Below are 12,145 nucleotides of genomic sequence, written 5' to 3' on the forward strand. Positions count from 1 at the left end.
TTGACGCGGCCGTCGCGGCGGACAACAACACCGGGCGACGCTTGCCCCTGCCAACCGAAAGGATGTTCCCATGTCCCGCGTACACGCCGGTTCCCCGGCCATGGTCCTCGCCACCGTCTGCATCGCCCAGTTCATGGCCCCGTTCATGCTGACCGCCGTGGGCGTGGCCCTGCCCTCCCTCGGCCGGGACCTCAACGCCACGGCCATGCAGCTTGGCCTCATCGAGCAGCTCTACGTGGTGTCCCTGGCCATGGGCATGCTGGCCTTCGGCCGCTGGGGCGACATCGTGGGCCAGCGCCGGGTGCTGTTGCCGGGTCTGGCCGTCTTCACGGCGCTCACCTGTTCGCTCGGCTTCACCCAGTCCGTGGACATGATCATGGTCCAACGGTTCTTCCAGGGGCTCGGGGCCTGCATTGTCCTGTCCGGGTCCCTGGCCCTGGTGGCCGCCGCCTATCCGCCCGAGCTTCGCGGCCGCAAGATCGGCCTCGTCTCGGCCTGCACCTATGCTGGCCTGTCGCTTGGCCCGGTCATCGGCGGATTCGTCACCAGCCATTTCGGCTGGCGGTTCGTCTTTCTCATGTCCGTGCCCATCGGCCTTGGCGCCACGGGCCTGTGCCTGTTCGGCATGAAGGAGGGCCCGAAAAACGCCTTTGGCGAACGGATGGACTGGCGCGGCGGCTTTTTTTACGCGGCCAGCGTGGCCCTGGTCATGCTCGGCGCGGCCCATGCCAAGGAGGTGCCGGCCGGACCGGCCATGATCGCGGCCGGGATTCTCGGCCTGGCCGTGTTCCTGCGCCTGCAGGCCCGGACCAAAAGCCCGCTCCTGGACATCAACCTCCTGACCCGAAACCGCTTTTTTACGCTGAGCTGCCTGGCGGCCCTTGGCAACTACGCCGCCACCTTCGGCATCACCTTCATGATGAGCCTCTACCTCCAGTACGCCAAGGGCCTGCCGCCGCGCCTGGCCGGGTTCCTCTTGCTCTTCCAGCCGGTGGCCCAGCTCATCGCCTCGCCGCTGGCCGGCCGGCTGACCGAGCGCTACCCGGCCCCCCGGCTGGCCACCATCGGCATGTGCGTCAGCTCGGCCGGCCTGCTCGCGGCCGCGGCCACGCTCCACGCGGACACGTCCGTCTGGCTGCTCGGGGCGGAGCTGGTGGTCATCGGCGCGGGGTTCGGGATCTTCATCACGCCCAATTCCACGGCCATCATGGGCAGCGTGCAAAAGCGGCAGTTCGGGCTGGCTTCCGGCATGATCGCGTCCATGCGCACGCTCGGCATGGCCGTGTCCATGACCACCGTCACCCTTATCTTCTCGCTTTTGATGGCCGACGCGGCCATCACCCCGGCCACCCTGCCGGCCTTTCTGACCAGCATGCGCGTGGGCCTGGCCGCCTTTGCCGTCTTCTCGTGCCTGGGGGTGATCCTGTCGTTTTGGCGGGGGAAAAACGGAGATAGAGGAATGAAGAAGCCATCTTCTACCAAACAATGACCTCATCCAAAATCTTTGATCGCTTTTTTTACTAAGGCCTGAAATCGTTCAATACATTGTTCTATCTCTTTGCCTGTTGTCCGAACAAAAGCACCTTGCCTAGGATGGCCAATTTCATTCCTCAATTTAGTATACAAAGTTTCTCTACTTCCTTTAGCTTTTCCTTCCTTTTCAACTACATATGTATCGACACGCGGTTCTAATTTTAGAATAAGCTTTTCCACACAAGACTGGCGTTTGTCTCCAGTCAGATCTAATAATATACTATACAAATACATATGGCGCTCACCCAATCCCTTCTTACCCAAAGCAGCAGCATACATTTGTTGATACTTAAAAATTCTTCCATCATCTTCCATCGTCTCTTTCAAAACACCAACTTCTTCATCGCATAAGATTACTGGAGGAAGTGGGCTCACCCCCAACTCCAAACATGGCACCATAACGACAACGTCGTCTCCAAAATCAACACTTCCCTCTATATATTTAAATACTTCGATTGGCAAATCGAATTCAAACGTAATTTTAATTCGTAATTTGTTACAAATTTTTTCAACTTTTTTCTCTAGCTCAACATAGTCATCCATTGATTCAATGGCTACACAAAAATCTATAAATACACACTCATCACCGGACCAAAGCCGCATAGATGTTATGCATGAGTCATTTGTCTCATATATTTCATCTTTCAAATACACAACACTTCCATTCGCACTATAACGTAATTTTCCGTAATACATTAATCCTCCTTCGTACACAGAGGACGAGGCTATAAGCATCCCCGTCCAGTTAAATATACTTGATATTGATTTTTTCAGTGCGGAACATAAGGAGTGATCTCATCCGAAGCGGGCGATGGCCTCTTGGACGACCAGACGAAATGCGCCGAGGCACCGTTTGATTTCGGCGCTGGTCGTTTCGGCCAAAACACCCTGGCTCGGGCGGGTGATCTCGTTTCGCAGGCACGTGTAGAGCGTCTCCTCCCCGCCCCTGCCATTGCCGTACCGGGGCACGGACGGCTCCACCTGCAAAATGACCGCATCCACGTCCTGCCGTGTCCCCTCGCCGGCCAGGGACTGCAGGATGGCATAGAGGAACAGGAGCTGCGACACCGGATCGGCGGTGCCGAGAGCCGACCGGTACAGCCGATGGTACTGGTACGTCCGGGCATCGCCGGCCAGGAGATAGGCGGAAAAATCCGGCCCGTCCCCGTCCCGGCAAACCGGCGGCTGCGGGTCCGGCTCCGGGCCGGGTTCCGGCGGAAAGACGATCACGTCGTTCTCGCCGCAATCGGCCCCGCCGCCGACATACGAGAAGCCTGGGAAAGGGATGGCAAAATCATAGGCGATCTTGCAGGCCACCCTGTCGCAATACCGGTCCATCGCGGCCTGCAAGAGGTCGTAGGCCTCGGTGGACTCCAGGGCGATGTCGAATTCCACGGCAAGGCCATTGTCAGCCGACCACAGATGCATGGAGCGTATGTGCGGGTGGTCGAGATCGATTTCGCATTCCTTGAGCGACAGGCCCGTGGCGCTGGCACAGTACAGCACTTTTCCATGATACATGGACGCACCCCGCCTCTTTTCTATTCTTTTTAATAAAGACCAACGGAAAGGGGGCCTTGCCCAGGCCCCCTCCACGTATTTATTTGTAATAGATCTTGATCTCGTTGGTCCCGGGCATGTCGTTGCCGGGCGTCGGGCGGCCGGCCGTGATGACCACCGGTTCGCCGGCGGCCATGTCCGGGCAGTTGGTGACGAACTCCTCGACCCGGGCCATGTGGTCGCCCCCGGCCGTCTCGATCAGCCGCGGCTTGACCCCCCAGGCGAAGTTCAAAAACCGCAGCACGCGCGGGTCCGGAGTCAGGGCGTAGATGTTCTGGCTCGGCCGGCGGCTGGAGGTGAGCCTGGCGTTGGTGCCGCTGACCGTGTGGCACACGATCGCCTGGCCTTCCATGTTGTCGGCAATGAGGCAGGCCGAGTAGGCCACGAACTTGTTCGGGTTCTTCTCCCGCTTGGGCGCGTACGGGGCCTGGATGCGCTCCAGGTAGTAGCCGAGCGCGTTCTCGGAAATCTCCTGCATGACCTTCACCGTCTCCACCGGATGGTCGCCGACGGCCGTCTCTTCCGAAAGCATGACGCAGTCCGCCCCGTCCAGGATGGCGTTGGCCACGTCGGTAGTCTCGGCCCGGGTCGGGATCGGGTTTTTGACCATGGACAAAAGCATCTGGGTGGCCACGATCACCGGCCGCTGGGCATGGCGGCAGGCCCGGATGATCTTTTTCTGGATGATCGGCAGCTCCGGCAGCGGGCATTCGAGGCCGAGGTCGCCGCGGGCCACCATGACCGCGTCCGTGAGTTTCAAAATTGCGTCCAGGTTGTCCACCGCGTTTTGCCGCTCGAGCTTGGAGACCACCGGCACCCAGACGCCGTGCTTTCTGATCTCCTCCTTGGTCATGGCCACATCATTGGCGTTTTGCACAAACGAGATGGCGATGGCGTCCACGCCCACGTCGATGCCCTCGTGCAGGTCCTTGACGTCCTTGGCGGTCAGGGCCGGCAGGGCGTGGTGCTTGCCCGGAAAGGCGATGCCCTTGTTCGACGACAGGAGCCCGGCGTTTTGGGCCTCGATCTCGTAGAGCCGGTCGGCCTTGAGCTCCCGGGTGACGTGGAACTGGAGCAGCCCGTCGCTTAAGTTTACCGGCATGCCGACCCGAAGGCCGGCCAGGAGTTCCGGCATGTCGAGCGACACGAAAACCCGCTCGTCGCGGGACGGATCGGGCCGCTCGTCCGGCAGTCCCAACAGCAGGCTTTCGCCCTTGCCGACCGTGCGCGGCGAATCGGCCACCTCGCCGATGCGGGTCTTGGGGCCGCATAGGTCGGCCAGGGCCGTCAGCGGAATGCCGAACTCGCTTTCGAGGGACCGGATCGTCTTGACGATGGGCTCGAAATAGGCCGCATCGGCATGGGAGAAATTGAGCCGGAAGATGCGGACCCCATGGCGCACCATGTCCCGCATGGTTTCAGGCTGAAGGGACGCGGGGCCGAGGGTGGCCACGATCTTGGTGTGCATGCTTGCCTCCAGGCGTGTCCGGCGCGGGCCCTCCCGTCCGGGGACGGGAAAAAGCGGATGCGGGCCGGACGGGTTTGGGATAATCTTCGTCCCGACTGGTTGCCGTTTCGCGACATATCCCTATCTAATTGGCACGCTCACAGAGGACAAGGCCGAAAGGCCCTGCATAAGGAGGAAAACGCTCCATGGGAATCGACGCTGCTTTCAAAAGTCCCGGGGAAGGCGGCCGGCAGGCCGGCACCTGCCAGGACTCCCGCCCGGGCCAGGACCCCTGCTTTCCACCGGCCTCGTTTATCACCTTCATCCTGTCGCTGGCCCAATCGGCCATGGTGCTCATGGGCGAGGCGCCGGAGCCGGAATCGGGCGCCTACATCCGCAACCTGCCCCAGGCCAAGCACACCATCGACATCCTGGCCATGCTCGACTGCAAGACCCGGGGCAATCTCGGCCAGGAGGAACGCGAGGTGCTCGAAACGCTCCTTTGCGAGCTGCGGTTGGCCTACGTCAAAAAACAGTAACGTCCGGAGCGCCACATGGAAACGATTCCCGTCGGCCTGGTCGGCGTGACCGGCTACACCGGCATGGAGCTGGCCCGGCTCCTGGCCGTCCATCCGAGCCTGCGCCTGGTGCGGGCCACCTCCCGGGCCGAGGCCGGCAAGACGCTGGCCAGCCTCTATCCTTTTCTCCAGGGCTTTCCCGTGGGGGACGTGGCCGTGACCGCGCCGGACGCCGCCGATCTGGCCGCCGCCTGCCGCCTCGTCTTTCTGGCCGTGCCCCACGGCGCGGCCATGGACTACGCCGCCGAACTCTTGGCCGCCGGCCTGTCGGTGGTCGATCTTTCCGCCGACTTCCGCTTGGCCGACGCCGAGGTCTACGCCGCCTGGTACGGCCTCCCCCACCGCCACCCGGCCCTCCTGCCGGAGGCGGTCTACGGCCTGCCCGAGCTTTACGGCGAACGAATCAAAAAGACGAAGCTGACGGCCAATCCCGGCTGCTACCCGACCTCGGTCATCCTCGGCCTGGCCCCGGCTCTGGCCGCCGGCCTGGTCGAAACCGACGGCATCGTGGCCGACAGCAAATCCGGCGCCTCGGGCGCGGGCAGAAAGGCCGCCGTGCCGACCCTGTTCTGCGAGGTCCACGACAGCTTCCGGGCCTATAACCTGGGCAGGCACCGCCACACCCCGGAGATCGAGCAGGAGCTCGGCAAGCTCGCCGGCGCGGACATCACCGTGTCCTTCAACCCGCATCTCCTGCCCATCGACCGGGGCATCCTGTCCACGATCTACACCCGGCTCACCCGCGAGGCCACGGTGGAGGAAATCCACGCCCTCTACGAACGCCACTACGCCGACAAGCCCTGGGTCCGGGTCCTGCCCCTCGGCCGGCTGCCCGAGACGCGCCACGTGCGCGGCACCATGTTCTGCGACCTGGGCCTGGTGGTCGATCCCCGCACCGGCCGGCTGATTGTCGTTTCCGCCATCGACAACCTGTGCCGGGGCGCGTCCGGCCAGGCGGTCGCCTGCGCCAACCTGATGTCCGGCCTGCCCGTGGACGCGGGCCTTACCCTCGCGCCCATGATGCCGTAGGAAGCGGGGAGGGAAACCCTTTTTGAAAAAAGGGTTTCCCTCCCCGCACCCCTCCTTTCCCAAAAACTTTCAAAAGGGGGGTGGGGTTCACGACGGGGAGGAAGCATGACACTCGATAATGTTCGCAAGCTCTACGAGCGCATCGGCACGGACAAGGGGCTTCGGGACCGGCTCTACAAGGCCGAAGGGCAGGCGGCCCGGGACGCGGTCCTGCGCGAGGAAGGCCTCTTTTTCACGGACGCCGAATTCGACGAGATGGACGGCGTGCTCCACGTCAAATGCCAGACCCACGAGGAAGCCGAGCAATTCTTCGAGTTCCGCAACTGGTGGAATTTCCTGCGCCGGACCTGATCGCCCCCCGCCTTTTCCCGCCCGGCATCCGTCCGGGCCACCCCGCCGTGCCCACCCGTCCGGGACCCGGTTCCCGGATGGTGCCTGCTTGACAAAAAAATCCACTTCGCCTGTAAACTGTTGTTCTTCGGACCCTCCGAAGACTGGGAAGGGCCGCGTCCTCGTCGTACTTCCCAAAGACGCACCCACGGCCCGGAGTGTTTGCCGTTATGTCCGCCGCACCTCCCGAAACCCCGCCTGCCCAGGGGCCCGTCGATCCCGCCGTTCTCCAGACCGGCCGGCCGGCCGGCCAGACGCCGCCGCCTCTCCCGCCCCGCCGCCACCGGCCGCTGTGGCGAAACCCCTGGGTGCTGCTCCTGGCCGCCTGCCTTCTCGCCGGGGCCCTGGCCTACTGGCGCTACGACCGGCAGTTCGAATCCACGGATGACGCCTTCATCGCCGGCCACGTCACCGCCGTCTCGGCCCAGGTCCCGGGCCGGGTCAAGGAAGTGCTCGTGGACGACAACCAGAAGGTGGCAAAAGGCGACGTGGTGCTCCGCATCGACCCGGCCGACTATCAGGTCCGCCTGGACCAGGCCCGGGCCGCCCTGGCCACGGCCCGGCGCAACCGCGACGAAGCCGTATCGGAGCAGGAGGCGGCCCGGGCCGCGGCCGAAACCAGCCGGGCGCAGGTCGCGTCCGAACTGGCCACGGCCGAGAACGCCGACAAGGAAAAAGCCCGCTACGACAAGCTCGCCTCCGAGCGCGTCGTGGCCCAGGAAGCCAGGGACAACGCGGACACCACCGCCCGCACCGCCCGGGCCGCCCTGGACGTGGCCAGAAAGAAATACGCCGCCGACCAGACCCAGGTCGCCCTGGCCGGCACCCGCATCGAAACCGCCAAGGCGCAGGTGGAGGAGGCCCGGGCCGCCGTGGACAAGGCCGCCCTGGACCTGGCCCACACCGAGGTCCACGCCCGGGTGTCCGGCCGGGTGACCAACAAGGCCGTGGAGCCGGGCGACTACATCCAGACCGGCCAGAATTTCCTGAGCCTCGTCAATCCGGACATCTGGGTGGTGGCCAATTTCAAGGAAACCCAGCTGACCCGCATGCGGCCCGGCCAGCCCGTGGCCGTGACCGTGGACACCTATCCGGACCGCGAGATCAAGGCCCATGTCGAGAGCGTCCAGCGGGGCACGGGAGCGGCGTTCAGCCTCCTGCCCCCGGAAAACGCCACCGGCAACTACGTCAAGGTCGTGCAGCGGGTGCCGGTCAAAATCGTCTTCGACCGTACGGACGCCGACCAGGACATGCTGCTGGCGCCGGGCATGTCGGTCGTGCCGACGGTGCGGGTCCGCTAGGGACGGGAGCAAGGCGCTTATGGCATCCCCCGCCGCTTCCGGCCAGCCGTGGCAGCCGAGCGTCAATCCCTGGCTGATCGCGGCCTCGGTCATGCTGGCCACGTTCATGGAGGTCCTCGACACCTCGGTGGCCAACGTGGCCCTGCCCTACATGGCGGGCAACCTGTCGGCCACCCTGTCCGAGTCCACCTGGGTCCTGACCAGCTATCTGGTATCGAACGCCATCGTCCTGCCCATGACCGGCTGGCTCAGCACCAACTTCGGCCGCAAGCGGTTTCTCATGACCTGCGTGGCCGGCTTCACCCTGGCCTCGGCCGCCTGCGGCGCGGCCCCGACCATGGCCCTCCTGGTGGTCAGCCGCATCCTCCAGGGCGCGGCCGGCGGCGCGCTCCAGCCCATGTCCCAGGCCATCCTCATGGAGAGCTTTCCGCCGCACAAGCGCGGCATGGCCATGGCCATTTTCGGCATGGGCGTGGTGGTGGCGCCCATCGTCGGGCCGCTTCTCGGCGGCTGGATCACGGACAACATGTCCTGGCGCTGGATTTTTTTCATCAACCTGCCGATCGGCATCGCGGCGCTTTTGATGTGCCAGGCCTTTTTGGAGGACCCGCCCTACCTCAAGGAGGCCAAGGCCAAGCGGGGCGGCTCCATCGACTACGTGGGCTTCGCCTTTATGGTCCTGTGGCTGGCCACCCTCCAGATCCTGCTCGACAAGGGCCAGGAGGACGACTGGTTCGCCGCCGTCTGGATCCGCTGGTTCGCCGGCATAAGCCTCACGTCCATGATCGCCTTCGTCCTCTGGGAGCTTCGGGCCAAGTATCCGCTGGTGGATCTGCGGGTGCTCAAGGACCGGGATTTCGCCGCCTGCACGGGCATGATCGGCGTGGTCGGGGTGGTCCTTTACAGCGCCATCACGCTGTTGCCGCTCTTCCTGCAAAACCTGATGGGCTATTCCGCCTTTGCCAGCGGCCTGGCCCTGTCGCCGCGCGGGGTCGGGGCCGTGATCGCCATGATCCTCGTCGGCCGGCTGATCGGCAAGGTGGACACGCGGGTGTTGATCGGCCTCGGCTTTCTGCTCATGGCCTATTCGTCCTACCGGTTCGCGGAAATAAATCTCGACATCTCGATTTCCGCCATCGTCTGGCCCGGGTTCATCCTGGGCCTGGCCATTGCCATGGTCTTCGTGCCGCTGACCACCCAGGCCATGTCCAACCTGCCAAACGAGCAGATCGGCAACGCGGCCGGCATCTTCAACCTCATGCGCAACATCGGCGGCAGCATCGGCATCTCGGCCTTGATCGCCGTGGTGGACCGGGGGGCGCAAGCCCACCAGGACCTCCTTTCCGGCCACATCCACCTGGGCAACCCCCGCTACCTCGCCTACCTCCAGTCCCTGACCGCCTCCCTGTCCCGGTCCTTCGATCCGGTCACGGCCAAACTGAAGGCCCTTGGCCTGACCTACGACCTGCTGGTGCAGCAGGCCACCCTTCTGGCCTACATGGACAGCTTCCGCATCCTGGCCTACCTGTGCCTTTTGTGCATGCCTGCCGTGCTGCTCCTGCGCCGGGCCGGCAAGGCGGCCACGCCGGGCATGATGCACTGACCACCGGCCCGGCCCAGAGGCCGCAACCAGGCCCAGGCATTGACGCGACGGTGGATTTCCCGGACGATCCAGGGACCCGATCCCCCGGGACACAAACCACCAGCGAAGCGGAGCCGCGTGACGCCATGGGCAACCTCTTTCTGCTAAGCGAAGCGGGCGTCATCGCCATCCTCGGCCTGCCGACCCTTCTCTATCTGGTCGCCGCCCACCGGCGACAGCCCGGGCCCATCGAACAGCTCTCGGAGACGATCGCCAACTACAACCTGTTCAATTCCCTCTATTCCATTTTCCTGGGGCTGGCCCTGGTCACCTTGATGGTGAACTTCAACACCGTTCAGGACGACACGCGCAAGGAAGCCGAGGACATCATCTCGGCCACCCGGCTGATAAACGGCCTGTCGCAGGGGAAACCGCTCACGGAAAAGCTGCTCGCCTACGCCAAGGCCGTGGTCGAGTTCGACTTGCCGGCCATGGGCCGGGGGGAAATGTCGGCCCAGGCCTCCACCGCCTTCGACGCCCTCTGGAACCAGGCCTATGCCATCAGCCTGACCTCGAAAAACGAGGAATCGATCCACAGCCTGGTGCTCGGCGAACTGAGCGACATCACCAAGTGCCGGCTGACCCGTCGCATGAAGGCCAAGGAAAACCTCCACCCCATGATCTTTTTCCTGATCGTCTTCGGCTACTACGTCATGCTGGTGAAGACCTCTCTGACCCGCGTCGGCAGCCGGAAGACCCAGCTGGCCTTCGAGCTGCCGATGTTCGCCATGGTCATTTTGGTCATCACCACCATCATCGACCTGAACACGCCCTTTGTCGGCATCGTCAACATCGACACCACCGCCTTCCGCTGGGCCCTGGAGCGGGCCACGGCCATCGCGGCCCTGCCCCGTCCGTGACCCCGGCGGACCGGGGCCAGGCCCTGGCCGCCGCAGTGCCACCCGCCCGGCTGCCCGCCCCGGCACGCGCCCCCACCGCAACCGCCCGGTCCCCGGGGCCCGGGGCCGCTGCCGGCGGCCCCGGCGGGCAACGTCCGGCCGGACGGCAGGCGCCCGAGGGCCGCGCCAGGCAGGCTCGCGGCCAGACGCAAGCGGCCAGACGCAAGCGGCCAGACGCAAGCGGCCAGACGCAAGCGGCCAGACGCAAGCGGCCAGACGCAAGCGGCCAGACGCAAGCGGCCCGGGAAACGCCTGTTTCCCGGGCCGCTCGGCGCTCGCGCCCGCGTCTTCGCCGCCGGCTAGCGGGTGCGGGCCTGATAGCGGTTGATGTGCTTTTCGAGGCGGCGCGAGAGTTCGGTCAGGCAGTAGCAGATGACGAAATAGAGCAGGGCGATGGTGATGAAGATCTCGGTCGGCGCGGTCAGGGTCCGGCTGTTGACCTGGGTCGCGGCCTTGGTCAGCTCGTTGACGCCGATAATGAAGGCCAGGGAGGTGTCCTTGGTCAGGGAAACGAACTGGTTGACGAAGGACGGAATCATGTTGAAGAGCGCCTGGGGCAGGATGACGTGGGTCATGGTCTGGAAATGGTTGAGCCCCGTGCCCCGGGCGGCCTCCATCTGGCCCTTGGGCAGGGCCTCGACCCCGGCCCGGACGATCTCCGCGATATAGGCGCTGGTAAAGACGATCAGGGCGATAAGCGCGCTCTGGGCCTCTGGCAACGTCTTGCCCAAAAGGACCGGCGCCAGGAAATAAAACCAGAAGACCACCATCAAAAGGGGCGTGCCCCGGATGATCTCGATGTAGACCATGGCCGGCCAGCGCAGGCGCCGGAGCTTGGAGATGCGGAAAAGCCCGATGCCAAGGCCCAGCCAGAAGGCGCCGAAAATGCCGCCGACAGCCAGGAGCACGGTCATGGCCAGGCCGCCGAGCGGGCCCTGGGGAAAGCCGCCGATCAGGAAGTAATCGAAATTTTTGGCAATAACGTTCCAGTGCACCGTCTTCCCCCGTCTACCGCGACCGCACGTGGAGCACGCGCCGATTGTAGATGTTCACGCCCAGGGAAACGGTCAGCGAGATGGCCAGATACATGCACGTGGACACGGTGAAGGCCTCGAAACCGTGGAAGGTGTGGGCCTCGATCTGCCGGGCCATGTAGGTCAGGTCCATGACGCCGATGGTCATGACCAGAGACGAGTTCTTGATCAGGTTGAGGAACTGGGAAATGAGCGGCGGAATGATGACCCGGAAGGCCTGGGGCAAGATGACGTAGCCCATGGCCTGCACAAACGACAGGCCGCAGGCCCGGGAGGCTTCCAACTGGTTTTTGGGGATGGAGAAGATGCCGGAACGGATCTCCTCGGCAATGAACGCGGCCGTGTACACGGTCAGGGCGATGACGCCGCAGGCGAACTCGAAGTCCTGCTTGTAGAGCCACTCGTTCACGAAATTGGGCAGGATGCTGTAGGACCCGAAATACCAGAAGAAAATCTGCACCAGGAGCGGGGTGTTGCGGAAAAATTCCGTGAACCCGGCGCTTATCCAGACAAGCGGCCTGACCTTGGACAGGCGAAGGACGGCCACCAGCGTGCCGAGCCCGAGCGACAGCACGATGGACAGGCTGGAAATCTTGAGCGTGGTAACAAGCCCCGAAACGAGCCACTGCCCGTATTCGCCGCTGACCACCTGGCCGAAATCGAAAGTGTACGCCAAAATGCTTCCCCGAAATGGCGTCCGCCGGAGCCAAGGCCCCGGCAAACGGGCGGCCG

12 protein-coding genes are annotated in these 12,145 nt (G+C 64.1%); 7 read left to right on the forward strand and 5 right to left on the reverse strand.

The window, feature by feature from the left end; all coding sequences use genetic code 11:
* Window positions 1-70: 70 nt before the first annotated feature.
* The gene (locus DFW101_RS11450) at window positions 71-1,489 is read left to right on the forward strand and encodes an MFS transporter (protein WP_009181675.1); all 1,419 of its coding nucleotides are present in this window, start codon (window positions 71-73) and stop codon (window positions 1,487-1,489) included.
* Between the two features lie 2 nt (window positions 1,490-1,491).
* On the opposite strand, the gene DFW101_RS19510 is transcribed toward DFW101_RS11450, so the two are convergent.
* From DFW101_RS19510 to pyk, 3 genes are all read right to left on the reverse strand, one after another.
* Entirely contained in the window at window positions 1,492-2,229 is a 738-nt protein-coding gene (locus DFW101_RS19510; RefSeq protein WP_009181676.1) for a hypothetical protein, read from the reverse strand.
* Between the two features lie 99 nt (window positions 2,230-2,328).
* On the reverse strand, window positions 2,329-3,054 hold the full coding sequence (locus DFW101_RS11455; protein WP_009181677.1) for a hypothetical protein: 726 nt from the start codon (window positions 3,052-3,054) through the stop codon (window positions 2,329-2,331).
* Between the two features lie 79 nt (window positions 3,055-3,133).
* Entirely contained in the window at window positions 3,134-4,561 is a 1,428-nt protein-coding gene (pyk, locus tag DFW101_RS11460) for a pyruvate kinase (RefSeq protein WP_009181678.1), read from the reverse strand.
* Between the two features lie 185 nt (window positions 4,562-4,746).
* On the opposite strand from pyk, the gene DFW101_RS11465 reads away from it, so the two are divergent.
* The 6 genes from DFW101_RS11465 to DFW101_RS11490 all read left to right on the forward strand — a co-directional run bounded on the left by DFW101_RS11465 (window position 4,747) and on the right by DFW101_RS11490 (window position 10,340).
* Window positions 4,747-5,079 carry a DUF1844 domain-containing protein gene (locus tag DFW101_RS11465; protein WP_009181679.1) on the forward strand — a complete coding sequence of 111 codons (333 nt, stop codon included), beginning with the start codon at window positions 4,747-4,749 and terminating at the stop codon, window positions 5,077-5,079.
* Between the two features lie 15 nt (window positions 5,080-5,094).
* Window positions 5,095-6,147, forward strand: a complete 1,053-nt coding sequence (gene argC / locus DFW101_RS11470; protein ID WP_009181680.1) for an N-acetyl-gamma-glutamyl-phosphate reductase — start codon at window positions 5,095-5,097, stop codon at window positions 6,145-6,147.
* 105 nt (window positions 6,148-6,252) lie between these two features.
* Window positions 6,253-6,498: a Nif11-like leader peptide family natural product precursor gene (locus tag DFW101_RS11475; RefSeq protein ID WP_009181681.1), complete on the forward strand. Its 246-nt coding sequence runs from the start codon at window positions 6,253-6,255 to the stop codon at window positions 6,496-6,498.
* Window positions 6,499-6,707: 209 nt separating this feature from the next.
* The gene (locus tag DFW101_RS11480) at window positions 6,708-7,838 is read left to right on the forward strand and encodes an HlyD family secretion protein (protein ID WP_009181682.1); all 1,131 of its coding nucleotides are present in this window, start codon (window positions 6,708-6,710) and stop codon (window positions 7,836-7,838) included.
* A gap of 19 nt (window positions 7,839-7,857) precedes the next feature.
* Window positions 7,858-9,441: a DHA2 family efflux MFS transporter permease subunit gene (locus DFW101_RS11485; RefSeq protein ID WP_009181683.1), complete on the forward strand. Its 1,584-nt coding sequence runs from the start codon at window positions 7,858-7,860 to the stop codon at window positions 9,439-9,441.
* A 125-nt stretch (window positions 9,442-9,566) separates the two neighbouring features.
* Window positions 9,567-10,340: a bestrophin-like domain gene (locus tag DFW101_RS11490; RefSeq protein ID WP_009181684.1), complete on the forward strand. Its 774-nt coding sequence runs from the start codon at window positions 9,567-9,569 to the stop codon at window positions 10,338-10,340.
* A 338-nt stretch (window positions 10,341-10,678) separates the two neighbouring features.
* Here the strand turns inward: DFW101_RS11490 and DFW101_RS11495 are convergent, their stop codons facing one another.
* Window positions 10,679-11,374, reverse strand: a complete 696-nt coding sequence (locus DFW101_RS11495; protein WP_009181685.1) for an amino acid ABC transporter permease — start codon at window positions 11,372-11,374, stop codon at window positions 10,679-10,681.
* Window positions 11,375-11,387: 13 nt separating this feature from the next.
* Window positions 11,388-12,089 (reverse strand): amino acid ABC transporter permease, encoded by a 702-nt coding sequence (locus tag DFW101_RS11500; RefSeq protein WP_009181686.1) that lies wholly within the window; start codon window positions 12,087-12,089, stop codon window positions 11,388-11,390.
* Window positions 12,090-12,145 lie beyond the last annotated feature (56 nt).

Source organism: Solidesulfovibrio carbinoliphilus subsp. oakridgensis (genome assembly GCF_000177215.2).
GTDB lineage: Bacteria > Desulfobacterota > Desulfovibrionia > Desulfovibrionales > Desulfovibrionaceae > Solidesulfovibrio > Solidesulfovibrio carbinoliphilus.

What these genes read in the sequence shown, in the direction of transcription:
- DFW101_RS11450 (WP_009181675.1), top strand. Translation starts at nt 71, where the DNA reads ATGTCCCGCGTACACGCCGGTTCCCCGGCCATGGTCCTCGCCACCGTC.
- DFW101_RS19510 (WP_009181676.1), bottom strand. Translation starts at nt 2,229, where the DNA reads ATGTATTACGGAAAATTACGTTATAGTGCGAATGGAAGTGTTGTGTAT.
- DFW101_RS11455 (WP_009181677.1), bottom strand. Translation starts at nt 3,054, where the DNA reads ATGTATCATGGAAAAGTGCTGTACTGTGCCAGCGCCACGGGCCTGTCG.
- pyk (WP_009181678.1), bottom strand. Translation starts at nt 4,561, where the DNA reads ATGCACACCAAGATCGTGGCCACCCTCGGCCCCGCGTCCCTTCAGCCT.
- DFW101_RS11465 (WP_009181679.1), top strand. Translation starts at nt 4,747, where the DNA reads ATGGGAATCGACGCTGCTTTCAAAAGTCCCGGGGAAGGCGGCCGGCAG.
- argC (WP_009181680.1), top strand. Translation starts at nt 5,095, where the DNA reads ATGGAAACGATTCCCGTCGGCCTGGTCGGCGTGACCGGCTACACCGGC.
- DFW101_RS11475 (WP_009181681.1), top strand. Translation starts at nt 6,253, where the DNA reads ATGACACTCGATAATGTTCGCAAGCTCTACGAGCGCATCGGCACGGAC.
- DFW101_RS11480 (WP_009181682.1), top strand. Translation starts at nt 6,708, where the DNA reads ATGTCCGCCGCACCTCCCGAAACCCCGCCTGCCCAGGGGCCCGTCGAT.
- DFW101_RS11485 (WP_009181683.1), top strand. Translation starts at nt 7,858, where the DNA reads ATGGCATCCCCCGCCGCTTCCGGCCAGCCGTGGCAGCCGAGCGTCAAT.
- DFW101_RS11490 (WP_009181684.1), top strand. Translation starts at nt 9,567, where the DNA reads ATGGGCAACCTCTTTCTGCTAAGCGAAGCGGGCGTCATCGCCATCCTC.